Raw genomic sequence first — 25,278 nt, forward strand, 5'->3', positions numbered from 1 at the left:
TTTTCAATTTAGCATAATGTTTAGGTATTCATTCCCCTATAGCTCAGCGGTAGAGCAGGTGGCTGTTAACCACTTGGCCGGAGGTTCAAGTCCTTCTGGGGGAGTTTTTTTATTGTAAAATTATTTTTTCTATGTCTTTTCGTTTTATATTAAAGTAATTGAGTCTTTCAAGTAATTTTTTGTTATTTCCATTTCCTAAGTTAAAATGCTTTTGTATTTGTTCTCTTTTCTTTTTTGATTGGGGTCCTGTTATTCCAAGTTCTATTAAGTCTTTTAAACTTAAATTTTCTTTTTGTTTTTCATTATAAAAGGTGCTTATTTTTTGTAAAATTTCTTTTAGTTCAGATTTAGAAGATATTTCAACTTCTTGATTTTGAGTTTTAAGATGGGCATGCTTAATTTTGTTATTATCATTTAAATAACCTGTTCTTTTAAGTATTTGTTTTCTAATAATACTTCCTGCTTTGTCGCTATCAGTAAAAATAATTATACCATTTGTTTCTATTGCTTTTTTTAAGACATTAATAGTTGCTCTTTGTAGATATAACCCACCAGTTTCAATTATAGTGCATTTAAATAGAGCTTTTATTTTCTTAGCATCGTCTTTGCCTTCAACTACAATTATTTCTTTTATGTGTTTCAGATTTTAATTCCAATTTTCAAAAAATGCTCTTAAAAGTTTAATTGCTTCTATGTGATCTGATATTGCAATAGTTTCTCTTAAAGAGTGCATTCCCCACATTGGAGTGCCAATATCTATTGTTTCAATACCTGTTTTTGAGTTTGCAATTGGACCAATTGTGCTTCCGGAATTTGTATCTGCTTTCATTAGTATTTCTTGAATTTTAATATTATTTTTTATAGCTAAAGCTTTAAGTTTTGCCCATCCATTTGCTGTTGTTGCATATTTAAAATTGGCATTGCTTTTAATAGCCACACCTTTCCCTAGACTTGTTTTGTAGTAGGGGTCATGTTTACATATGTATCCTGGATGTATTCCATGTGCTCCATCCATTGAGATATTAAATGATTTTTGGAGTTTGATCATATGTTCTTCTTGTCCTAAATTTAAGACATAATCTATTCTTTCTAAAATTTCTGTTAGTAGTGTTGAATTAGCTCCTCTAGACGTTAGAGATCCAATTTCTTCATTATCAAAAAATACAGCCACTTTGTTTTTTTTGTTATTTGTGTGAACAAATGCATTCATTATGGCATGACATCCTGATTTGTTGTCAAGATTTTTTGATGCTAAAAATTCACCTTCACTGCCTATAATTTTAGAAGGTTCAGAGGCTGTGAATATTAAATCACATGATAAGAAATCTTGTTGAGATATTTGTAATTTTTCTAGGATAATTTCTTTAATACTTTTTTTAAAACTTGTTATAACAACTATATTTTCATGAGTGTTGTATGTAAATCCTTCATTTGCTTTTCTGTTTAGGTGTATCGCTACATTTGGTATAGTACCGATATTGTCAATTGTGATTAATTGTGAATTAATTATTCCTTCTTTCATGAAATATACAATTCCTGCTAAACTTAAGTCTCTATCAGTCCAAGTTGAGATTATTGGGCCACCGTAAATTTCAATATGTTGAGAGAATACATTACCTTCGTTTTTGCTAGATTCTATTTTAAGTTTTAATGCAGGACTGTCAGAATGGGCTGATGATATTAGAAATGGTTCGTGTATTTTATTGGTGTTAATATTGAATGCAATAAGACTTGTTCCTTCTTTTTTTATGTAATAATATCCCGTTTCTAATTTCCATTTTTCATTAAGTTTAAGTTCTTTGGCATTAAGATAATATAATAATTTTTGTTCGATATAATTGATTAGATGGTATGGTGTTAAGCTTTTATCTAGTAAATTTTGAAAATGTGATATATCTAATGTTGCATCATGCATTTGTTCTTTCCCCTTTGGTTTTATTGTTTTAATATTTAATATTTTATTATAATAGCTTGTGCATGTATATAGGTTTGTGTATATGTGCTAAGGAGATTGTTAAATGGATAAATTTTATAACTTGATATTTTTTACTTTGATCTTTATTGCTTGTACGGCGTCTTCAGAAATTGATTTACAAGATAATGCTAGCGGAACAATATCGGTAGTGTTTAATGTTAATAAAGAATTTGAAAGGATCAGAAGAGAGCTTGTTACAACTCTTGTAGGAGGTGATGCTGCCAAGATGTCGCTTTTTCCTGTTGATGAGATAAAGCAGTATTTTCGTGATGATGGGGAGAAAATAGGTTTAAAACTTTTAGATATTAAATCAAATGGTGATTCTCTGAAATTAGTTGTTAAGTTTGATAGTTTGATAAAAGTTGCAAGATATTATCTTGCAAAAGAAAATCTGCCTTTGTTTAAGATAGAAAATAAAAATGGGAAGAATATTATTGATATTGATTTAAATTTAAAGAATGTTACTAAGGTGATTAATGAGAATAAAGAATATATAAATGATGAACTTGCGGCATTATTGCCTTCAGAAGAAATACCAATGTCTGAAAAAGAATATAGAGATGTGTTGATGTATTTTTTATCAGATTTTACTGATAATGCAAGTGCTCTGATTGATAATTCTAACTTTAAAATTAAAATTAAGACATCAAGAAAAATTCAAGAACAGCTTGGATTTAATCAAATTAATTCAAATACCTTAGAACTTAATTTAGATATGATTAAGACTGTAAGTCTTCAAAAACCAATAAAGTTGAGATTAGTTTATTAATTTTGTTGAAATGTTTATTTCAAATATAAATGAGAGATAAGAATTATTTCTTATCTCTTTTCATAAATCCTATTAATACTCCTGTTATTAAACTTCCAATTAGGATTGATACTATCCACATTAATGGATTAGTTATTATTGGTAGAATAAAAATACCTCCATGTGGAGCCATAAGTTTTACTTGAAATAATGCAGATAGAAAACCTCCAATAGATGAACCTATTATGCAAGCAGGTATTACTTTTAGAGGATCTGATGCTGCAAAAGGAATTATGGCTTCTGTTATAAAGCATGCTCCTAAAACATAACAAACTTTGCCAGCTTCATGTTCTTCTTGTGAAAACTTGTTCTTAAAAATGCTGGTTGCAAGTGCAATTCCTATTGGGGGAATCATTCCTCCTGCCATTACGCTTGCGTGAGGAATATAGTTTTCTGCAGTTATCATTGCAATTCCAAATGCATAAGCTGCTTTGTTTACCGGTCCACCCATGTCTATTGCCATCATTCCTCCAAGTAATGCACCTAGTAATGCCATATTTGTTCCACTTAGTGAATTTAACATATTTGTTATAGACGAATTAAGATATGCAATTGGTGTTAATAATATATATGTTAAAAATCCAGCTATTAGTACTGAGAAAAATGGATAAGTTAAGACAGGATTAATACTGCTTATGTTTTTTGGTATTATTTTTTGACTTATTGATTTTATTGTTAAAGTAACATATCCTGCAATAAACCCTGCTAATATTCCCCCTAGAAATCCTGCATTTCCTTTACTCATCATTAGTCCTGTAATCATTCCAGGTGCAAGACCAGGGCGTTCTGCTATACTAAATGAAATGTAACCAGCAAGTATTGGAATCATTAGGAAGAAAGCATTACCATCACCAATTTGCATTAAAATATCTGCTATTTTATTGTAATTTGGATCGGTTGGGTCAAAAGCTTTAATACCAAACATGAATGATATTGCAATTATTATTCCTCCAGATACTACAAATGGAAGCATGAAAGATACACCATTCATTAAGTGTTTATATATTTCCGTATTACTTGTATTATTTGTTATTGAGCTTTCTGTTTTTTGTGATGTGTTGCTTCTATAGATTTTTGCTTTGTTATTGATGATATCTTGAATGAGTTCTTTTGCCTTGTGTATACCGTCTTTAACCCCTACTTCAATTAGTGGTTTACCATTAAATCTTGTTTTATTAACGGCTTTACCAGATGCAATAATGATTCCTTTTGCTTTTTTGATATCTTTTTCGTTTATTGGATTTTCAATTCCACTAGAGCCATTAGTTTCTATTTTAATTTCGACGTTTAATTCGTTTGCTGCTCTTTTTAAGCTATCGGCTGCCATATATGTATGGGCAATTCCTGTGGGACATGCAGTTACTGCTAAAATAAAATTTTCAAGGTTCGTTTTATTCATTATTGTATCACTGTTAGGAGTATTTAAAATAATTTCTAAAAATCTATTTTTGTCGTTTGTATTCATAATTTCTTGTCTTAGGATGTCGTTATTAAATATGTTATTAAGATAAGAAATTGTTTTAATATGGTCATTACCAGTTGTATTTTCAGGAACAGCTATCATAAAAAATAGTTTTGAGGGTTTTAAGTCAGCAGCACCAAAGTCAAATCCTTTGTCTTTAACTCTTAATATTGCTATTCCATGTTTTTCAACAAAATTGCCTTTTGCATGGGGCATTGCAATATATTCTTCAAGACCCGTTCCGCTTATTTCTTCTCGTTTTTTAATATCTTTTATAAAATTTTCTTTGTTTCTTAGGTATCCATTTTCATTTAGCATGTCGGCCATTTTTTCAATTATGTCATCTTTGCTTTTGGCTTCGTAATTCAATAATATTAATTTTTTAGAAAATAAATCTTGCATAGGGAAGCTCCTTGATATAGTGTATAATTCCTATTATAATAGAAATTATATATTACAATTATATCATATAATTATAATATGTTAAGTTGTTTAATTGTATTACTTAATTAATTAAGTAATACAATTAAACAACTTAATAATAAAGGAGACTTAATTGATATATACTCTTACGCTTAATCCTGCTATTGATTATAAGATAGTTGTAGAAGGGTTTCAGCAGGAGCATCTTAATCATGTTGTTGAGAGTAGTTTTCTTGCTGGAGGAAAGGGAATAAATGTAAGTAATGTGCTTAAAAATTTTCAAATGGAAAGTATTGCTTTTGGATTTTTGGGTGGTTTTACAGGTGATTATATAAAGAGCTATCTTAATTTAATGAAAATAAGACATAATTTCGTTAATATATCTGACAATACTAGAATTAATATTAAAATGATGTCATATGGAAAAGAAACAGAAATTAATGGTAATTCGCCTGTTATTCTTGAGAAAGATTTTGGATCTTTAATTGTGAAGTTGAAAGAGTTAGATGTGGGTATTTTAGTTATGTCTGGGAGTATTCCAAGTTCACTTGGATTTAGAGCTTATAATGAGATAGTTGAGAATTTGTCAAGTAATTTGAGGGTTATTGTTGATACTAGTGGTCCTGCATTACAAGAAATTATAAAAATTAAGCCTTTTTTGATAAAGCCAAATATTAATGAACTTAAAGAACTTTTGGGTATAAATGTGACTTCTGATAAAGATTTAATTAATGTTGGCCATAAACTTGTAGAAAAGGGTGTTCAAAATATCATAATCTCAATGGGAGGTGAGGGGGCTATTTTTATAAATAATCAGGATGTTTATATAGCTAGTGTGCCTAAAATTGATTCTTTGAGTACTATTGGTGCAGGAGATTCTGTTGTTGCTGGATTTGTATATGCTTATCACAAGGGACATTCTTTTGGCGATTCTTTTAAGTTTGCAGTTACATCAGGTACCGCAACAGCATTTAAGGGACAACTTTGCAATTTGGATGATGTTAAGGCTATCTTAAGCAAGATAAATCTTGAAAAGATTTCTTTAGATTAATTTAAGCATTCATAAACATTAATTTTTTATACGATCTTTGTTAAAGTTTTTGTGCTTTAGAAATCCATTATCGGGAGCGACGGGACTCGAACCCGCGACCTCCTGCGTGACAGGCAGGCATTCTAACCAGCTGAACTACACCCCCAAATGCAATACCTTATGATTATATTGTTTTTCTTTTTATTTGTCAATTTATTTTAACGTGTTTATGTATTCTGTAATTTTGGAGTCTCTATTGATTTTCTTTAAACTGACATTTTTAATTATCTCTTTGTTTGATATTATTTCTATACTTTCTCTAGCTCTTGTTATTGCAGTGTAGAGTAATTCTTTTGTTAAGAAAGGGTGATTTTCTATTATAATTTGTATGTGTTGGTATTCAGAGCCCTGGCTTTTATGTATTGTCGTTGCAAAGCTCAGTTCATATTTATTTATTAAGTTAAAGTTTATTTTTTTGTATTTTTCATTTTCTCTTTTAAATAGAGCATAAATTTTAGAATTTTCTTTAAAAAGTATTCCTCTCTCCCCATTAAATAGGTCATTTTTATAATCATTTTGAGTAATTAAAATTATTTGTCCAATTAAATTTCCATATAATTTTTTTAAATATAATTTAATTATTTCATTTATTTTTTGTGTGCCAAATTTTCCAAGATTTTTTGAACATAAAATTGTGTTACTAAGCAGTGTATGAATTATTGATTCAATTTCTTTGTCATTTAACGAGTTAAGATTGAAATTAGGAATGTTATTGTATAATTTTTTTGTATGTTTTAATAATTCATTTTCAATATTTATTTTATTTAGGTTTTTTAGAATTATGTTTTTGCTATCATTAAATTGAGTTTCAATTAAGTCCATATCTTCTTTATATATTGCTTTGGCTAATAAATTTATTTCATTATTGCTTCTAAAATTTTTTTTCAGTATTTCTACACTATCATCATTTATTTTTTTTATTTTTGTAAGGCTGGAATACACATTTCCTCCAGCTATTGATGGAAGTTGGTTTTTATCCCCTGTTATTATAATTTTTGTATTTGTCTTTAATGCTTTTAATAATCTTAAAAAGGTATTTGCATCTATCATAGATGCTTCATCTATTATAATTATTTCGAATTCTAAGGGATTATTCTCATCATATTTGTCGTCTTTATTTATGAATGACATTTTTAATAGTTTTTGTATTGTGCTATGTTGTGTTTCAAGGTTTTTAAATGATTCTTTAATACTTGATTTCAATTTTTGACTTGCTTTTCCGGTTGGTGCTACAAGAGCTACGTTTTGTTTACAATCTAAATGTATGTCAATTGCTTTGAGAATATAGTTAATTGTTGTTGTTTTGCCTGTTCCTGGTCCACCACTTAGTATAAAAAAATTACTTTTTAAAGCTTTTTTAATTGAGTTTATTTGTTCTTTACTTAAATTTGTAATATTTAAGTGATCCATGATGTTCTGTATTCTATCATCACTTATTTCTGTTTTATTGTTCTTAAGTCTTTTGTCTATTTGTTTTATTAATTCTTCTTCTTCTCTAAAATTTTTTTGAGTGTAAATGTAAATATTATTTTCTAATATTAAAGGAGTTGTTATTTTTTCATTTTGATTGTAATTTTTTATTATATTATTTTTTTCTAAATATAAGATCATTTCTTTTATTTTAGTTTCTTTTGAAAATTTTGTAAGTTCTTGTAATATGTGTGTTGATTTTTGATAGTGTTGATTTTCTTCTTCTAATTCGAGTGAAGCACAGTTGATTGTGTTTTGAATATCTTGTATTAGTAGATCAATATTTGCTCTTAAGTGTCCTTTAGAGAAGTAATTAAATATGAATATTAAAAAAATGGTAAGTTCTTCATATTTGTCATTTTGTATTTTTTTTGTAAGTAAATGTGATTTGTAATATTGTTCTACATTTATATTTAAAATTTCAATTATTTCATAAATTTTGAGTTCTGGATTTAAGTAGTTTTTTTGCTCTTCTTGTAGGAATTCTCTTAAGACTAAATAATTTCTCATATGTTCCTTTAATGTTTTAGTTGTAAATATATTTGTTCTAATTCTATTTCTTGAAAATTTGGTATGGTAGAGTAAATTCCATTTTGTGTTTGATCTTGTGTTTGAATGTCTTCTTGAAATGCTCTTGTAAAGAGATATATTACTCCCCCAAAATGTTTTTCATATTCTTCTTTATTTTTAAAGAGTATTTTTTTTATTCCTAATGTATAGATTTTGTACTGCAAGTCATAATTTTCTTGTTTCATTTTTTTTGTTAAGTGGGATAATCGATAATCTTGCAGATTTTCTCCCAGATAGTTTGTTTTATAATCTAAAATATATATTTTATTGTTTATTTTAAATATTAGGTCAATAATTCCTTTTATATATCCGTTATTTAACATAAAATCTAATCTATTATATTGTTTGAATAGGGACATTTGTTTATAAATTTTTGTATTTATTTTGATTAAAAATTCCATTTCTTTTTGTAATTCTTGAATTTCACATAATTTTGTATCAATAAAATTAATTTTTTTATTTAGCATATTATAAATCATCTTTATCAGTAGTTCTTGTATCATAGGTGTATTTAATTTTGAATTGAAATATTCTATTTTTTGTTGTACAAGCATGCTATTGTTTTTTTTAAAATTGCTTAAACTGTCTTTTGCATCATTAAAATTTATGTCTTTCATTATTTCATGTAAAATATTTCCAATATCTTTTCCCTTTGGAAGTGTATTTTTGTTGTGAATTGCGTCATTATCATAAGTTTCATCATCTGTTATATTTTGATTTACAGTATTATAGCTTGATGTAAGACTTGTATAGCTATGTATATATTCTTGTCTAAATAGATATTTATTTATTGGTGGTGGAGGGATTAATGTTATTGCTTTTTGTTGATCATTATTGATGTCTGATTGGTTATATTGATTATAGTTATTTAGGTTAGGTATATTAAAATTTAGATTTATTCCATCAATTGTATTTATTTCTGCTGATCTTAACATTTTATTTATTATTGTGCCTTGATTGATAATAAATAGTGCAAACTTGGATCTTGTTGTTCCTACATAAAAAATGTTTTTTTCTTCATTTAAAATTTTATTTTTAGCCAATTGTTGATTTTCTTTTAATTTTAAAAAATCATATTTTATTTTATTGTTTAAGTAATATTTGTAAAATATGTCTGTTTTTTTTATTAGAGTATCGTTATTTTGAGTATCACCTATTAAAAATACAATATTAAAACCCAAACCTTTTGATTTGTGAATGGTTAAAATTTCTATGGATTGATTGTCATTATTAGTTTGTTCCTCATATTGTTCAATATTTTCAATATCTCTTCCAAGTATTAGATCTTCTAGAATACAAATTAGTGATTCTATGTTTTTGTCTTTATAGTAAGTTTTTAAAATGAAATTTAGGCTTGATTCATAGTTTTGAAGTTCTTCAAATTTATTTTCATTTATCAAATTTTCTTTGTAATTTTGTTTTGATTGTGCAAATTTAGTGAATTCATCATTATTGAGATCTTTTACAAGATTGATCCATAAATCTTGTTTTGAGATGATTTCATCTATTGCTTGCATTAATGTTATTTCTTGATTTTCAAGTAAATATATTATGTCACTAATGGCTTCTTCTATATTTTTTATTTTGTTATTTTGAATTAAATTGAGATGTAGTTCCCATGGCAAATTGATCATTTTGCTAGTTAAGACGTAATTTAAAGTTTTAAAGTCTTGCTTTTTACTTAAACATTTAACTAGATAGAAAATTTCGTTAAATTCTTTTGTTTTAAAAAAAGGTTCTTTGGTTTTATGAGTTTTTATATTATTCTTTTTAAGTTCTCTGTCTATGAAATTTATTTCTTTGCTTGTTCTGCATAGTACTTTTATATCTGATTTTTCAATTTGTCTTGGTTGATTATTATCATAGATTTTTCCGTTTATTAATAAATATTTTATTATTAATGCTGTCTTTTGGAATACATTATCATTTTCTTCAGCTTGTATTATATTTATTGCTTTTATTTCTTGATCATTTATAAAGATTTTATTGTTGTCATTTTTAGGTTCAGTTTGCAGTTGAACAAATTCTATTTGTTCAATTTTATCTGTGTGTGTTTTATTATAGATACGTTCAAACATAATATTTAAAGGTTTGACTAACTTTTTATTTGATCTGTAATTTGTTAATAGAGTTATCCTTGCATCTTTTTTAATTTTATCTTTTATGCCTTGGTTGTAAAATGATATATCAGCATTTCTAAATGTATAAATTATTTGTTTTGGATCAGCTATAAATACTATTTTGATTCCACAAGAGTTAAGCAATTCAAATATTTTTATTTGTGTTTGATCTAAGTCTTGTGCTTCATCTATTAGTATGATTTTATGTCTATTTTTAATTGAAGTTAATAGTTTATGTTCAGAAGATTCTAAATGTTTTTTAAAGTTTGTCATTATATGTTTTTGGTCTATTACGTTTGTTGTATTAATGATATTTTCAAGTTCTTTTTCTATATATTGAAGTATTTTGTATTCAACTTTGAGAATAACAAATCTTTTTAGTGTGTTTTTATTTTCTTTATTTGTGTTTGTTTCATTGCTAAGTTGTATGAGAGAAGTTTGTATGCTTAATTCTTTGGGTGATAGAGTAACATTTTTCTTTAAATTAGCCTCTATTATTTTGCATAAAAATTTATTGTTTGTAAGTATTTCTGTAATGTGTATTATATCCGTTGCGTGGCTATATTCTATTTCTGATATTTTTATTCCTTGATTATGTTTGTTGAGGAAAGCCCTTTTTTCTTCTGTGCTCATTTCTTCTAATTCATCTATTATTATATTGTAATTGCAAAGTAATCTTTCTTTATTTTGAAGTATTTGTTTAAAAGTTGTTTGAGCTTCTAGCCAATCTCCAAGTTCTTCTGTCTTGTGTCTTTTATAACTTTGTCTTAAAGCTTGAATCATGTCTTTTGTATTTGTAAATTTAGATTTGAAAATTTCAAATTCATCATCCTTAATTTTTAATTCTTTTTTGAGTGAATTTTCTTTTCTTAAAAATTCATAAATTATTTCGTCTATTTCTGATGTAAAATTTTCTTTTACTGTGTATTTTGAAAAATTTTCTGTCTCTATTTGAAAATTGTTTAGAGAGTATAATGCAAATTTATTTATGGTTGATATAAATATTTTGTTTGATTGTTCATAAATATTTTTTAATAAATTGTCTGTTTTTGCATTTTGATATATATGTTCAATTGATTTTAATATTCTAGTATGCATTTCTTCCGTTGCTTTTTTTGTAAATGTTAATACCAGAATTTCGTTTGGAGTATACATTGTAGTTGTAAGTAGATTTGTGATAATGTGTTCTAGTGTATATGTTTTTCCAGTTCCTGCTGAAGCTTCAATTAATATTTTGTCGTTGTTTTTGATTTTATCTATTATTTCTTTCATATTATTTTATACCTTAATAAATTTAGCATAAAAATTTTGAAGTAATGTTTCTAAATTAGCTTCTATATTTAAATCATGAGTGTCTCTAAAGCGATTGTAATATGGACACCATGTAATGTCTTTATCTTTAAGAATGAATTCCATATTTTTGTTGATACTAATACTTTTTTGTTGATATTTTATTTGTGTTTTTAGTGCTATGGGTAATTCATTTATGTTTTCTATTTTAAGCAAACTTTTTTGTATTAAATCTTTGTAAATGGGAGTAGGGTGGCTTGAAATATATGCTATTTGTTTTAATAAATTTTCAATGTCTAGATGATTTATTTCTTCATTTGTGTATTGATTTTCAATTGATAATTTAGAAGTTTCGTAATTTATTTTTATTTCTTTAATGGATTTTATATTTGTAATTGCAGTTTTTATCATTAATCCTAGCATGTATAGATTTATTTTTTTTATAATTTTGTCTTGACCATAGTCTTTTTTTTCTAGATAGATGTAAAAATATTGATTGTCTATTTTATATATATTTTTAAGTTTGCCATTTAATTTGAATTCCAGTGTTTTATCTTCAAAATCAATAAATATATTTTTATTTAATGTAATATCAGCCTTTTGCATTTTAAAAAAATCTTGAAAATTAATATCAATATTATTTTTGATTTGCAATAATTTTCTTATGAATTCTTCTTTTATTTTTGTTTTTTTGATGTTTATGGGAATTATTCCTCTTTGAATTTGGTTTTCGATTATATTATTTATTCTTTCTAATATGTGTTCGTTAGTGTTATTTTTGATATATTCATGTATTGATATTATACTCATTAGTTTATAGTTGAAATTATCAATATCAATGATTTGTTCTTCTTGTTTCTCTTTAATATCATTAATATAACTTGTATCTTTAATTTGTACATTTAGTATTTCTTCATAAAAATATTTGTATGGATTGGTTATGGCTTTATTGATATGTTCTATATCAAGTGTAATTTGTTTATTTAAGGTAAGTCTTTTTTGTTTGAAATTTGAAGATTGACCTTTTTGTAGTGATTTTGCAATGTTAAAAGCTTCTGTGTCATAGTTAATTAGGTAATTGGCTTTGTTACATTTAAAATATTCAGGATCATAATTTTCATTTGGGTGTGTTTCGATTTTTATATCTAATCCTGTATCTTTGATGTGATTTATTATTTTGTTTATTATTTTAGGATTATTGATATCTGGATTTAGATATTGGCTTTGTGAGTAATAAAGATACAATTTTTGTGTTGCTGCAAAAATTATTTTAATTAGGTTTGAAATATTTTCTTGTTCCAGATTTATATAATCATAGTATTCATTTAATAAATCCATATTATCAAAATAAATATTTGAGTCTAATTCGTGAGTTCCTAAAAAATGAATTTCGGATTTTTGTAGATATTCAATTTTATCACAGCTTGCTACAAGTATACCTGTACTTTTATTATTTAATTGATGTGTTTTTTGTGTTATGGTGTCTTCAAAGATTGCTTTAAATAGTGAAAAATCAACTTTTTTTTCTTTGATTTTTATTATGTAATCTTTATAAAGATTTTCATTAGCATCTTTTGAAAAAGTTTTTAGGTATTGTATTTTTGTACTTATATATGCATCAATTCTATTTTCGTCATCAAGCTTAATATATTTGTCTATAAATATATCTATTATTTCTGCCCATTCATGTATTGTGTATTTTTGGTCTTTAAAATACATGATATCTTCATATAGGCTTCTTATTATGCTTATTAATTTTATTATTGATTCTGGATCTTGAAAGTTTATATTTTCATTACAATTGTTGCATTCATATTTATCATTAAAGATTAAAGACATTAAAAATCTATTAAATCCATCTTCCCATGAGTTTAAAAAATTTTGGTCATAGGATAATTTTTCTTTATGTGTCTTGTTCATGCCAAAATTTATATTCATAGCATCACTAAATTTGATTAGATATTCTAATTCATTTGTTGAAATATTAAATTTATTCATTACTTTTATGTTACTTAAAAATTCAATTATTTCTTTTCTGTTAAAATTACTAATAGTTCCTCTATTTGAGATGAATAATTTCATTAATTGTTTTAATGCTATTATGCTTTTGCTCTTTAAGATATCTTGAGAATCTAGAATAGTAAAAGCAAGTTCGTATTTACTTAAAAGTTCTTCGATATATGGTAAATACATGTCCATATCTTTTGCAAGATAGGTTATCACTATATCATTTATGTTAATATTGTTATTTTGTGTTGAATGTAGGATGTTATTTATTAAAATTTCTACTTCTCGTTTTTTTGTTTTTGCTTGTATGATTTTAAAACTATCGTCTAAATTTGATAGAGGTGTATCTTTAATAATATTATTTTTTAAACTTGATAAGAAGTTTATTTCGTTAAATGATTGAATATCAATTTCTTTTGTAAGTTGTATGGTTGGTTGCAATTTGGTGATTTTTATTGGTATTAGTTCATTTATAAGATTAGAGTGAATTTGTGTTATATCTTTGAGTACTAATTCATATATTGTAATGTTGAAAATTTGTTGCAGAGAGTGAAGAATTTTCCTGTCAATTTCTCTACTCTCTCCAATTATTATTATTCTTTTTGTTTCAATATCTTGTTTGGTATTTGTTATTTCTTTTTTGATTTTTTCTTGTAAATCAAGAATATTGATTTGATTTACAAATAGTTGTTCAAATATTTCTTTTTGTATTGACTCATAGTAATGTTTATTTTTATCTTCAAATAAAAAGTTATTTGATCTCCAAGTATCAATTAGATATAAAAATTTAGAGTAGTATTTGTGAAATAGGTTAATCATTTTTGATGCAAATGCATATCTGTTTTTTGTTGATTGAAATTGTGAGGTGTTTTGTGTTTGATTATCTTTTAATATATAGTATAAAACTAATGTTTCTGTTTCTGTATAAAAAAGCAAAGTATTGTTTTCTAAAAATTTTTTTATATTTGGATTTTCTATTGAAATATTATATATCGTTTTAATAGTGTTGTGTTTGATATTGAGATTATAGGAAATCCCATTTATGGTTGCTAGATATTTTTTGATTTCATCACTTAAAATGTTATTTTTGACAAGGATAATAGTTTCTTTTTTAAATAAATTGTCATTTCGAATTAGCTCGTTAACTTTATTGTAAATATTACTTATTTTGTTTGTTTTATATATCTTGTACATGGAATTATATTATATTATTTGCTTTAGCAAGTGTGTTTTTTAGATTTTTTAATTTTTCAGTAATACTTACTTTGTATATATGTGGGTTTATGAGTCTTTTATAGGTATGATCAATTTTTTTAAGATCATTTTGAACATTTACCCTTATATTTTCTAATTTTAATTCGTCGGGTTGGAGGATATTGCCGTTTTCAAAAATTGTATGTATTAAAAATTCGAAACTATCGTAAGTTTTTATTTCTTTAAAAGTATTATCTTGTGTAGGATGAAAGATTGTAAATTGTTTTTTTAAATTTAAAATTTTTTTTATTTCTTCTTCTTCTTCTTTTAAAAAAATTAGGTCAAAAATCATTTGGTTGTTTGAATATATTCTAACAACTCCTTTTTGAGAAGGTAGTGTTGCTTTATCAATGTTATTTGATATTTTCATTTTGGGGATAAATTTGCCATTTTGTTGAATAGATATCATTTTATATACTCCCGAAAGATTAGATTCTCCTTTTGCTGTAACCAAATTTGTTCCAACTCCCCAACAGTCAATGGGAGCATGAATTGAATTTAGATACATAATAATTTCTTCGTCAAGTTCATTTGATATTATAATCTTTACATCAAATAGTTCATTTTCATTAAGTTTTCTTCTAACTTCTTTGCTTAAATATTCAAGATCTCCACTGTCAATTCTAACAGAAAAATTTTTTTTCCCTTGATTTTGTAATTGTTTAAAAATTTTTATTGCGTTCTTAAGTCCGCTTTTTAGAGTGTCATAGGTATCAATTAATAAATTGACATTATTTGGATATGTTTTTGCATATTCCCAAAAAGCTTCTTCTTCGTTTGGGAAACTCATTACCCAACTATGAGCCATTGTGCCAATTATAGGAATATTATATTTATATCCTGCAAGCACATTACTTGTAAAATTAGCACCTCCTATATAAGCAGCTTTGCTTGCTGAGAGTGCGCCATTAATTCCTTGTGCTCTTCTAAGTCCAAGTTCTGCTAGATTTTGAGCACCAGCTTCTTTAATTCTTGCTGTTTTTGTTGCAATTAAGCTTTCAAAGTTTATTGTATTTAATACTAGTCCTTCTATTAGTAAAAGTTCAATTAAGTTTCCTTCAATGATTAGTATGGGTTCATGAGGAAAAACAATTTTCCCTTCTGCAATTGAATTTATTTTTATATTTAATTTAAATGTTTTTAGATATTCTAAAAATTTTTTATCAAAATAGTTAAGGTTTTCTAGGTATTCAATCTCTTCTTTGTTAAAGTGTAATTCTTTTAAGATATTAATTAGTGTGTGGATTCCTGATAAAATTATATATCCATTATTAAATGGTGTTTTTCTGAAAAACATTTCAAATTTTGCTTTTGGATTGATATTTTTTGTAAAGTAAGCATTCATCATTGATAGTTCATAAAAGTCTGTAAAGAGTGATAAATTATTCATTGTTTTACATTATACACCAAGAGATATTTGATTTGTGTGTTTTATACTGTCTATTTTAATCAACTTTTTGGTTAGATTAAAAGTAAATAAATTATTAGTATCTAAAATGGGATTATTTAAATGGTTTTTAATATAGCAATAATAGTATAATTACTTGTTGGAGCTGTTTTATGAGTGGAAAGAATGTATCTAATTTTGATGTTGTAATTTTTGGTGTTACTGGTAATTTGGCTAGAAAAAAACTTATTCCTTCGCTTTTTAATTTATATAAAGATGGTTATATTAGTAATTTTAGAATTATTGGATTTGCACGAAAAAATTTTACCGATGAAGAAATTAAAAATTATATTAAGGACGCTTTGTGGCAAGAAGAGTTTACTGCTTTGGTTGATAATTTTTTACAATTTGTTATTTATTTATCAGGAGATTTTAGAGATAAAAATGCTTATTTAAAATTATTATCTCTTTTGAGTAATAGAGAGAAAATATATTATCTTGCAACATCTCCTGAATTTTATGAATCGATAATTGAAAATTTAAAGTTGTATTTATGTGATGATACTTCATATTTATCTAAGATTATTCTTGAGAAACCTTTTGGCAGTGATCTTGATACTGCTAGGTTTTTAAATTCTCTTCTCTATTCTGTATTTAAAGAAGAGCAAATCTATAGAATAGATCATTATTTAGGGAAAGAAACAGTTCAGAATATTTTTACATTTAGATTTGGGAATTCTATTTTTGAGAATATTTGGAATAATCGTTATGTAGATTTTGTTCAAATTACAGTAGCAGAAGAAGTTGGTATTGATGGTAGGGCTGAATATTATGATTCTGTTGGAGCATTAAGGGATATGGTTCAAAATCATATTTTGCAGCTCTTAAGTCTTATTGCTATGGAACCCCCTATTGGATTTAATGCTGATTTTATTCATGATGAAAAGGTTAAAGTTTTGAAAAGTTTAAGAAAGTTTAATCAAGATACTATGAAAGATAATATTATTAAAGGTCAATATGTGTGTTCTAAAGTACAAGGTGTTTCTAGAAAGGGATATAGGAAAGAAGCTAATTTTTTGTGTAATTCAGATACGGAAACCTATTTGGCTATGAAATTATTTATTGATAATTGGCGTTGGTCTGGTGTTCCTTTTTATATTAGAACAGGAAAAGCACTTGTTAGGAAATTTTCAGAGATATATATTCAGTTTAAAAAACCTAATTTTACTATTTTTAATACTGGACTATCTAATCTTGCAAATGCTTTGGTTTTTAGAATACAACCGAGAGATGGAATTGAAATTAAATTTAATACTAAAAAACCAGGTTATAATTATGAAATTCAAGAAGCTAATATGGAATTTTCTTATCATGCTTCATTTAATAAATTTTTTGGTGAGTCTTATGAGAGATTACTTTTTGATGCCTTTTTAGGTGATAGAACTTTGTACGCTCGTAATGATGAGATTGATAGTTCTTGGGAATTTGTATCAGATATTCTTGATAAATGGGGAAATATAGAGAATATGGATTATTTTTATGGATCTGAAGGACCAATTGAAGCCAATTTGATATTGGAAAAGGATCATTTTTGGCGCAAAATGTAATTATATATGGTATTTAATCTTATGTAAAGTAATAATTTTATATAAATTTAATTTATTCTCTTTTTTGCATTAATTTTTAGATTTAATATGAATTTTTCAATTAAAGCCCATTAATATTTTGTTTTATGCTATAATATTAGAAATATATATCTAGAGTTTATTATTTGGTTTTAGGATTTGATTAGGGTTTATTGATTATGAAGTTAAGTGTAGTTTTGTTAAATTTTGATTCTTTATCAAAATGGGTATTATTGTAATTCTTTAATACCTTTAATCTTAAGATATATATTAATTTCATATGAATTGTTTTTATTCATGTTTGAATTATTTGTTTTACTTTTTCTTAGATGGGAGATATTGCAGGGAAATATTTATAGATATATTGAAATTTGGTATAGATTTGTGATCCTTTATATCTTATGCAAGCTTATGCAAATTAGCTAGAGGAAACGTTGTAAGTCTGAGTTATGGATCTAGATGTTATTGAATGGCAAACTTTTATTATGATGAATAAATAAATGATTAGAGTAAATTGTTAAGATTGAGGATGGGATGGTGACTTGACAAGGTTTGTATAATGATCATTTTGTTTTGTTATAGTGAGATAATATTTTCTTATTTGTTAACATGTTTGTAGTAAGAAGACAAGGTGGTGATATTTATTGATAATATTTCTTATTGATATGAGTTATTCTTTCTAAGAAGTGTTTATTTGCATTTTACAGGTCTCAAATTTTTATTAGGTAATTATAGTTTTATTTATTAATTGTTTTTATGATTTTACTTATAGTTTATTTTGAGATAGATAAAGATATTTTTTGATTTTTTACTAAAAATTAAATTTATTGAGGTTTCTTAAAATTAAAAAAGAAAGAGATCTAAATAGTAATTTACATCAATTTGTGGATTATATAGGGGGTTAAAATGAACACAGATAGTCATATAAAACCAAACTTTTTTGGGCTTGTTCCTTTTCTTGTTTTTATTGTTCTGTATGTAGGAACAGGAATAGTTTTAGAGATTCAAGGTGTAGAGATGGCTTTTTATCAAATGCCACCAATAATTGCTATGTTATTAGCTGTTGTCACGGCATTTCTTTTATTTAAAGGTTCATTTATAGATAAATTGAATGAATTTGTTGAAGGGTGTGCACAGAATGATATTATATTTATATCTTTTATATTTATGATTTCAGGTGCTTTTTCTGCTGTTTGTAAAGAAATAGGTAGCGTTGAAACTGTGGCAAATATTGGTCTTAAATATATACCTGCCAATTTATTAGTAGCTGGAATATTTTTAATATGTCTTTTCCTCTCTACGGCAACTGGTAGTTTTCTTGGAACTGTTGTTGCTATTACCCCAATTGGATTTGAGATAGCGGATAAGAGCGGCATTCCATTGCCAGTGGTTGCAGGAGCTGTTCTTGGAGGTGGTGCTTTTGGTGATAGTATGTCTTTAATATCAGATACAACTATTATTGCAAGTCGTACCCAGGGAGTCAAAATTATAGATGTTTTTAGAAATGGTGTTTTTTTTACATTTCCTGCATCTATTTTATCAACTGTAGCATTTGCTATTTTAGGTTCTTATATGAGTGGTATTGGTGTTGAGTTTGAACTTGGTGATATAAATTATTTTAAAGTAATTCCTTATCTTTTTGTTATGATTTTTGCATTCTTAGGAGTAGATGTTTTTTTAGTTTTATTTTTTGGAATATTGATTGCTGGATTTATTGGCATTGTTAATGGTGATTTAACTTTGCTTTTAATGGCTCAAAAGATTAATGAAGGACTTTTGGATTTAAGTGAGATGCTTATTATTGTTATTTTTACAGGTGGAATTTCTTATATGACTATTAATCATGGAGGTTTTGAGTGGATTTTAACCAAATTAAAATATTTAGCTAGATGTAGAAGAAGTGCTGAATTTACAATTACTTTTTTAATAATTATGGTAACAGGATTTTTATCAAATAGTGGTCTTGCAATTTTAGTTAATGGGACTGTTACTAAGGGAATATCTGAGGCCAATTCTGTTTGCCCTAAACGTTGTGCGGCATTGCTTTCAATTTCTTCTTGTGCTTTAATTGGTGCGTTGCCATATGGAATGCATATGATAAGTGTTATGAATATTGCAAAGGGAGCCATATCTCCACTTGATATTATGCCATTTTTGTTTTATCAGGTTTTTTTAGGTATTATTATTATTTTTTCTATAGCCTTTTTTAAATTGAAAAAAATCAGTTTTTAAATTTAATAGGCACTTTTTTAAAGTGCCTATGTTAAGATGATATTTCTACATATATTCTCATTTGTTCTTCTTTCACTTTTTTAGATATTCTTTTAAATACTTCATGTTTTGAAAAATTTTTTGGAACAAATCTATCATCTAAATATAGCTTCATTTCAGGTTTATTTGTTGCTTCTGATTTTAGTCTTTTAAGAACATTTTTATTTGGAGAATTATATTTTGTTTCTTCAAAGTTAGCATAAGATGCTTCGTTTTCATAAAGAAAATTTATGAATTTATAAGCAAGCTCTTTGTTGGGTGCGTCTGATGGAATTGCAAGGACATCAAACCAAAGATTTGTACTATTAGGTGTGTAAAAATCTAAATTTGGATCTTTAAGCATAGCATCTATGGCTTCTCCGCCCCATGTTAGTTGAATAGATGCTTCACCGTTTAGCATTAGTGATTTTGCAGCAATATCTGAGAAATAGCCTACTACTAAGGAGACTTGGTTTTTTAGTAGTTTTTCAGCTTCTTTTATGATAGGTATGCTGTGCTCATTTAATGAATAACCAAGTTTTTTAAGTGCAACCCCGATATTTTCTTTTGGAGAATCTAACATTGCAATTTCTTTTTTATATTTTTCATTAAATAATATATCAAATTCATTCATATCATTTATATCAATTTTATTTTTATGATAAAGTATTCCTAGTACTCCCCAAAAAATAGGCACGGAATAAAGGTTTCCAGGGTCATATTCTAGGTTTTTTAATTCATCTAGTATATTTTTTTTTACATTTGGTAGTTTTGAATGATCTAAAAGTTCAATTTTGTTTTCATCTCTTAAATCGCCAATAAGATATTCTGATGGAACTATGATGTCATAATAATTTTTTGTGTTATTAAATTTTGCCATCATTTCTTCCGTATTGTTGAAACAGTCATAATTTATTTTTACATTATGTTCTTTTTCAAATTGAGCTAATAAATTTTCATCAATATATTCTGCCCAGTTAAGGATATTCAGAACATTTTGTTTTTTTTGTGAGGAACAAGACACAATAATTAAAATTATTATAAGTATTAAAACTTTTTTCAAAATCAAACTCCTTTTAATTAAATTTCTGTATCTACCGTTAATTTTTTAATTCCTACGTATTTATTGATAATGAATAAAAGACTAAGTATTACGAAAAATAGTATGGAGGAAATGGCATTAATTATGGGTTTGATTCCTCTTTTAGTTAAAGAATTTATTAATATTGATAAATTATTAAATCCTTGCCCTGTTGTAAAAAATGATATTAAAAAATCATCAACTGATAACGTAAATGCAATAAGTCCCCCTGTTGCTATACTTCCAAGTATTTCTGGGAGTATTATGTTTGTAAAAATTTGGGTTTCTGATGCTCCTAAGTCACGAGCTGCATCAATGATATTGTCTGAGAGAGAATATAGCTTGGGTAGAATTATTATTATTATATAAGGTGTTGAAAAGATTATATGTGACATTAACATTGTAGAGAATCCTAGTTGTATTTTGATTAAAGAATAAAATGTCATTAAACTAATTCCTGTTACAATGTCAGGATTGATTATTGGTATTTTATTTATTGATAGGAGTATAGTTTTTATTTTTTTATTTTTTATTTTATAGATACTGTAGGCTCCCAAAATTCCAATTATAATAGAAATTAAAGATGATATTATTGCTACCAGCAAGGTATTATATATAACAATTTTTATTTGTTTTGATGCAAATACTTCTTTGTACCATTTTAAGCTAAATCCTTCAAAAAAAAATCCATTGTCTCCTGAGTTGAAAGAATAAATTATTAAAATTATTATGGGAGCATAAATAAAGCTAAGTGTCAAAAATAAAAAAGTATTTTTTAATATTTTAAGCATGTTAATACCTCATATTTTTTCTGTTTTTTGCATTAATTTAATTATTGTTAAATTAAATATTACTATGACTATCATTAAAATAAATGATATAGCAGATCCTGTATTCCAATCTGGTACAAATAAAAATTGTTTTTCAATTAAATTTCCAAGTAAAATTTGTTTAGAACCTCCTAGAAGATCTGAGATAATGAACACTGTGATTGAAGGAATAAATACCATTATTATTCCTGTAGCAAGATATGATAATGTTAACGGTATTTTGATATAGATTAATATTTGCCACATCCTAGCTCCTAGGTCCCTTGCTGCTTCGATGTATTCATATTTTATTTTTGAGAGCCCTATATATATTGGTAAAATCATAAATGGTAAAAAATTGTATATCATACCAATTATTACAGCTTTTTCATTGTAAAGTAAATCCATGGGTTTAAATCCCATTGCTATAAATAAATTATTGATAATGCCATTTTTTCCAAGTATTCTAATCCAAGCATAACTTCTAAGTAGGGTATTAATCCACATAGGGAGTATTATCATTATAATTAAATTGTTTTGAGTACTTTTTTTTGACATAGATATAAACCATGCTGTAGGATATCCAATTAATATGCAAAAAATTGTTGTAATTAATGCAAAATTTATACTTCTTGAAAAAATTCTTAAGTAACTTGGTTCTAATAATCTTATAAAATTTGCAAATGTAAATTCGTTTCTTTCATTAAGAAACCCTAGAGTTATTATTATGACTAGTGGGAAGATAATGAAGATTAATAAGAAGAGACTATATAATTTTAACATTATTTTATTCATACTTATTATTCCTTACACATTACATGAATGTCATCAGGGCCTAGTGAAATGTCAACTTCTTCACCAACTTTTGTCAATTTTGTACTTTGGACTAACCAATTAGATTTTTGAATTTCTAATGTCATTTCGTAGTGTACACCCTGAAATATTGCGGAAGTGATTACACCACTTAAATGTCCTTGACCTTTTGGTAATATTTTTACATCTTCTGGTCTGATTACAAGGTCAACAGATTCATTATTTTTAAATCCTTTATCAAGACATTGAAAAGTTTTTCCAAACATTTTCACTACAAATTCTTTTTCATAAGTTCCTTCAAAAATATTGCTTTCACCAATGAAGCTGGCTACAAATTTTGTTTTTGGTTCGTTGTAAATTTCTTCAGGTGTTCCAATTTGAAGAATTATTCCTTCATTCATTACTACTATTCTGTCGCTCATTGTTAATGCTTCTTCTTGGTCGTGTGTCACATAGATAAATGTTATTCCGAGTTTTCTTTGAATTTTTTTAAGTTCTCTTTGCATTTCTTGTCTCATCTTTAAGTCTAGAGCTGAGAGAGGTTCATCTAATAATAAAAGTTTTGGTTCCATAATTATTGCTCTTGCTATTGCAACTCTTTGTTTTTGTCCGCCTGATAATTTATTAATATTTCTATATGCGTATTTTTGCATGCCAATTAGTGAGAGTACTGTTTTGACTTTTTCTTTGATTAAATTTTTATTTAATTTTTTTATTCGCAGTCCAAATGAGATATTGTCAAAGACATTCATGTGTGGAAATAGAGCATAGTTTTGAAATACTGTGTTGATCTCTCTTTTATTAGGTGTAATTTTTGAAATCTCTTTTGATAAAAAATAAATTTCTCCTTCTTTTTGATTTAAGAAACCACCTATTATTTTTATTAACGTTGTTTTTCCGCATCCTGATGGGCCAAGTAAGGTAATAAATTCATTTTTTTTTATTTTTAAATTAATTGAATCTAGAGTTTTATTATTACTATCTGTGTAATAATGTTTTAAATTTTTAATCTCTAGGATGTAATTATCCAACTAATGGGACCCTCCTTTTTGTATGAGCCTATTATAAGCCACATGAGACTAGATTATACTTTATATTAATGCTTATGTAAATGATTTTATTTATTGCTGTTATCAGGTCTTAAGTCAAGTATAATTTTTCCAAATTTTCCTTCTCTGTATTCTTTTATCAGTATTTTTGATGCACTCTCAATATCCGTTCCATATTTTTTATTGATAAATCCTCTTATTGTTGCAAATTCTTCTAAAATTTTAAGTGTGTCTGTTGATATTATATTATATTTTCCTATCAATTTGGTTTTGTTTTTTATATGCATTTCTTTAAGTAGATATAGGGCAAGTTCTGTATTATCTATAATTTCATTTTTGATCATGTCTAATATTGCTAATTTTTTTGCTATTTCTTGATTTTCTAGGTTGTGCCATAGTATTCCTGGCATGTCAAAGAGATTAATATCTTCATTTACTTTTAATATTTGTATATTTTTTGTGTGTCCTGGTTTATTTGCAACACTTGTACTTTTTTTTCCTACTAATAGATTAATTATTGATGATTTTCCAACGTTTGGGACTCCAATTACTAAAACTTTTATTTTTTCTTTATAAGTTTTAATTTTTTTTATGTTAGCTATTTTTTTTATATTGTTTATTATTTGTTTTTTTATTCCTTTTTTATATATGTTTGTGATTAATACATTATTACCAAGAGTTTCAAAATATTTTTTCCATTTTAGAATTTCTCCTTCGTGGACAAGATCTGATTTATTTAAAAGTATTATTTTATCTTTATTTGAGTTTTTGATTATTGTTTCTATGAGCGGGTTTTTGCTACTAAATGGAGCTCTGGCATCAAGTATTTCTAATACAATATTTGTTTTTTTGATATTTATCTGTATTAACTCTAAGGCCCGTTTCATATGGCCTGGAAACCAGTTGATTTTATTTGACATTTTTAAATTATATCTTAATTTCATTGTATGTGAAATATATGTTTTTTTTATGTTAAATTGTTGATTAATTGTATCTTTTGTAAAAATATTATAAATTTATATCTTTAAGCTTTTTTAGAATCTCTTTTAGATGATTGTATTGTAGGAGGTTTTTATTATTAAGAAAGGTCTTATTGTGTCTTGTCAAGCACTTGAAGGGGAGCCATTGCATAGTAGTTTTATTATGTCTAAGATGGCTTTGGCAGCAAAAATGGGAGGAGCTATTGGAATTAGAGCTAATGGTGTTCTTGATATTCGTCAAATAAAATCAGAAGTTGATTTGCCAATTATAGGCATTATTAAGAGAGTTTATCACAATTCTTCTGTTTTTATTACACCTACTCTTAAAGAAGTTGATGAACTTTGTGATGAAGGGGTTGAGGTGATTGCTCTTGATGCTACTTTTAGGAATCGTCCTGATGGGCTTTTGTTATCTGAATTTGTGAATAAAATTAAGGAAAAATATCCTAGCCAATTATTAATGGCAGATATTGGGTCTCTAGATGAGGCTTTAAATGCAGATCAACTTGGTTTTGATTTTATTGGTACAACTTTGCATGGATATACAGAAGATACCGAGGGATTTAATATTGCTGATAATGATTTTGCTTTTTTAAAAAGTTTACTTAAATGTAATTTGAAAGCGCAATTGATAGTTGAAGGCAAAATTGATACTCCTCTTAAGGCTAAGAGAAGTTTTGAGTTGGGAGTTTCTTTGGTTGTTGTAGGTGGAGCTATTACACGACCTATGGAAATTACTAAAAGTTTTGTTGATAAAATAAATGAAGTTATAACAATTTAATAGTATATTTAATATTTTTAGGTATATAGGAGGG

Annotated in this window: 17 protein-coding genes and 2 tRNA genes; 6 read left to right on the forward strand and 13 right to left on the reverse strand. The window is 26.2% G+C overall.

What is annotated here, in order from left to right:
• The first annotated feature begins 32 nt into the window (after positions 1-32).
• A tRNA-Asn gene (locus BRE_RS03185) sits at positions 33-104 on the forward strand.
• Positions 105-109: 5 nt separating this feature from the next.
• Here the strand turns inward: BRE_RS03185 and rnmV are convergent.
• The gene (gene rnmV, locus BRE_RS05990) at positions 110-643 is read right to left on the reverse strand and encodes a ribonuclease M5 (RefSeq protein ID WP_081434519.1); all 534 of its coding nucleotides are present in this window, start codon (positions 641-643) and stop codon (positions 110-112) included.
• A 3-nt stretch (positions 644-646) separates the two neighbouring features.
• Entirely contained in the window at positions 647-1,915 is a 1,269-nt protein-coding gene (locus tag BRE_RS03190; protein WP_012539043.1) for a M18 family aminopeptidase, read from the reverse strand.
• Positions 1,916-2,018: 103 nt separating this feature from the next.
• Between BRE_RS03190 and BRE_RS03195 the strand changes: the two genes are divergently transcribed.
• Entirely contained in the window at positions 2,019-2,744 is a 726-nt protein-coding gene (locus tag BRE_RS03195; protein WP_012539044.1) for a hypothetical protein, read from the forward strand.
• A gap of 43 nt (positions 2,745-2,787) precedes the next feature.
• Here BRE_RS03195 and BRE_RS03200 read toward each other — a convergent pair whose 3' ends face one another.
• Positions 2,788-4,647 carry a fructose-specific PTS transporter subunit EIIC gene (locus tag BRE_RS03200; RefSeq protein WP_012539045.1) on the reverse strand — a complete coding sequence of 620 codons (1,860 nt, stop codon included), beginning with the start codon at positions 4,645-4,647 and terminating at the stop codon, positions 2,788-2,790.
• A gap of 154 nt (positions 4,648-4,801) precedes the next feature.
• Here BRE_RS03200 and pfkB point away from each other — a divergent pair, with 154 nt between their 5' ends.
• Entirely contained in the window at positions 4,802-5,719 is a 918-nt protein-coding gene (gene pfkB / locus BRE_RS03205) for a 1-phosphofructokinase (RefSeq protein WP_012539046.1), read from the forward strand.
• 71 nt (positions 5,720-5,790) lie between these two features.
• Here the strand turns inward: pfkB and BRE_RS03210 are convergent.
• From BRE_RS03210 to BRE_RS03230, 5 genes are all read right to left on the reverse strand, one after another.
• Positions 5,791-5,864: transfer RNA gene (locus BRE_RS03210), tRNA-Asp, on the reverse strand.
• A gap of 47 nt (positions 5,865-5,911) precedes the next feature.
• Positions 5,912-7,738, reverse strand: coding sequence for an exodeoxyribonuclease V subunit alpha (recD, locus tag BRE_RS03215; RefSeq protein ID WP_012539047.1), 1,827 nt, complete (start codon positions 7,736-7,738; stop codon positions 5,912-5,914).
• Between the two features lie 8 nt (positions 7,739-7,746).
• Positions 7,747-11,190 (reverse strand): exodeoxyribonuclease V subunit beta, encoded by a 3,444-nt coding sequence (gene recB / locus BRE_RS03220; protein ID WP_012539048.1) that lies wholly within the window; start codon positions 11,188-11,190, stop codon positions 7,747-7,749.
• 6 nt (positions 11,191-11,196) lie between these two features.
• Positions 11,197-14,409: a PD-(D/E)XK nuclease family protein gene (locus BRE_RS03225; RefSeq protein ID WP_012539049.1), complete on the reverse strand. Its 3,213-nt coding sequence runs from the start codon at positions 14,407-14,409 to the stop codon at positions 11,197-11,199.
• 4 nt (positions 14,410-14,413) lie between these two features.
• Positions 14,414-15,859 carry a nicotinate phosphoribosyltransferase gene (locus BRE_RS03230; protein ID WP_012539050.1) on the reverse strand — a complete coding sequence of 482 codons (1,446 nt, stop codon included), beginning with the start codon at positions 15,857-15,859 and terminating at the stop codon, positions 14,414-14,416.
• A 170-nt stretch (positions 15,860-16,029) separates the two neighbouring features.
• Between BRE_RS03230 and zwf the strand changes: the two genes are divergently transcribed.
• Both zwf and BRE_RS03240 read left to right on the forward strand, forming a co-directional pair.
• Entirely contained in the window at positions 16,030-17,463 is a 1,434-nt protein-coding gene (gene zwf / locus BRE_RS03235) for a glucose-6-phosphate dehydrogenase (RefSeq protein WP_012539051.1), read from the forward strand.
• Positions 17,464-18,387: 924 nt separating this feature from the next.
• Complete coding sequence (locus BRE_RS03240; RefSeq protein WP_012539052.1) at positions 18,388-19,713, forward strand: Na+/H+ antiporter NhaC family protein; 1,326 nt, start codon at positions 18,388-18,390, stop codon at positions 19,711-19,713.
• Positions 19,714-19,744: 31 nt separating this feature from the next.
• On the opposite strand, the gene BRE_RS03245 is transcribed toward BRE_RS03240, so the two are convergent.
• From BRE_RS03245 to ylqF, 5 genes are all read right to left on the reverse strand, one after another.
• The gene (locus BRE_RS03245; protein WP_041178145.1) at positions 19,745-20,794 is read right to left on the reverse strand and encodes an ABC transporter substrate-binding protein; all 1,050 of its coding nucleotides are present in this window, start codon (positions 20,792-20,794) and stop codon (positions 19,745-19,747) included.
• A 17-nt stretch (positions 20,795-20,811) separates the two neighbouring features.
• Positions 20,812-21,603 (reverse strand): ABC transporter permease, encoded by a 792-nt coding sequence (locus tag BRE_RS03250; protein ID WP_012539054.1) that lies wholly within the window; start codon positions 21,601-21,603, stop codon positions 20,812-20,814.
• A gap of 9 nt (positions 21,604-21,612) precedes the next feature.
• Positions 21,613-22,416, reverse strand: coding sequence for an ABC transporter permease (locus BRE_RS03255; protein ID WP_012539055.1), 804 nt, complete (start codon positions 22,414-22,416; stop codon positions 21,613-21,615).
• Positions 22,417-22,421: 5 nt separating this feature from the next.
• Positions 22,422-23,465 carry an ABC transporter ATP-binding protein gene (locus tag BRE_RS03260; RefSeq protein WP_012538383.1) on the reverse strand — a complete coding sequence of 348 codons (1,044 nt, stop codon included), beginning with the start codon at positions 23,463-23,465 and terminating at the stop codon, positions 22,422-22,424.
• A gap of 86 nt (positions 23,466-23,551) precedes the next feature.
• Positions 23,552-24,403: a ribosome biogenesis GTPase YlqF gene (gene ylqF / locus BRE_RS03265; protein WP_041178146.1), complete on the reverse strand. Its 852-nt coding sequence runs from the start codon at positions 24,401-24,403 to the stop codon at positions 23,552-23,554.
• Positions 24,404-24,557: 154 nt separating this feature from the next.
• Here ylqF and BRE_RS03270 point away from each other — a divergent pair, with 154 nt between their 5' ends.
• Positions 24,558-25,244, forward strand: a complete 687-nt coding sequence (locus BRE_RS03270) for an N-acetylmannosamine-6-phosphate 2-epimerase (RefSeq protein WP_332248260.1) — start codon at positions 24,558-24,560, stop codon at positions 25,242-25,244.
• Positions 25,245-25,278 lie beyond the last annotated feature (34 nt).

It is taken from the genome of Borrelia recurrentis A1, assembly GCF_000019705.1.
In the GTDB taxonomy this organism is placed as follows: Bacteria; Spirochaetota; Spirochaetia; order Borreliales; family Borreliaceae; genus Borrelia; species Borrelia duttonii.

What these genes read in the sequence shown, in the direction of transcription:
- BRE_RS03190 (WP_012539043.1), bottom strand. Translation starts at nt 1,915, where the DNA reads ATGCATGATGCAACATTAGATATATCACATTTTCAAAATTTACTAGAT.
- BRE_RS03230 (WP_012539050.1), bottom strand. Translation starts at nt 15,859, where the DNA reads ATGAATAATTTATCACTCTTTACAGACTTTTATGAACTATCAATGATG.
- recD (WP_012539047.1), bottom strand. Translation starts at nt 7,738, where the DNA reads ATGAGAAATTATTTAGTCTTAAGAGAATTCCTACAAGAAGAGCAAAAA.
- recB (WP_012539048.1), bottom strand. Translation starts at nt 11,190, where the DNA reads ATGAAAGAAATAATAGATAAAATCAAAAACAACGACAAAATATTAATT.
- zwf (WP_012539051.1), top strand. Translation starts at nt 16,030, where the DNA reads ATGAGTGGAAAGAATGTATCTAATTTTGATGTTGTAATTTTTGGTGTT.
- BRE_RS03200 (WP_012539045.1), bottom strand. Translation starts at nt 4,647, where the DNA reads ATGCAAGATTTATTTTCTAAAAAATTAATATTATTGAATTACGAAGCC.
- BRE_RS03255 (WP_012539055.1), bottom strand. Translation starts at nt 22,416, where the DNA reads ATGAATAAAATAATGTTAAAATTATATAGTCTCTTCTTATTAATCTTC.
- BRE_RS03250 (WP_012539054.1), bottom strand. Translation starts at nt 21,603, where the DNA reads ATGCTTAAAATATTAAAAAATACTTTTTTATTTTTGACACTTAGCTTT.
- BRE_RS03240 (WP_012539052.1), top strand. Translation starts at nt 18,388, where the DNA reads ATGAACACAGATAGTCATATAAAACCAAACTTTTTTGGGCTTGTTCCT.
- BRE_RS03195 (WP_012539044.1), top strand. Translation starts at nt 2,019, where the DNA reads ATGGATAAATTTTATAACTTGATATTTTTTACTTTGATCTTTATTGCT.
- ylqF (WP_041178146.1), bottom strand. Translation starts at nt 24,403, where the DNA reads ATGTCAAATAAAATCAACTGGTTTCCAGGCCATATGAAACGGGCCTTA.
- BRE_RS03225 (WP_012539049.1), bottom strand. Translation starts at nt 14,409, where the DNA reads ATGTACAAGATATATAAAACAAACAAAATAAGTAATATTTACAATAAA.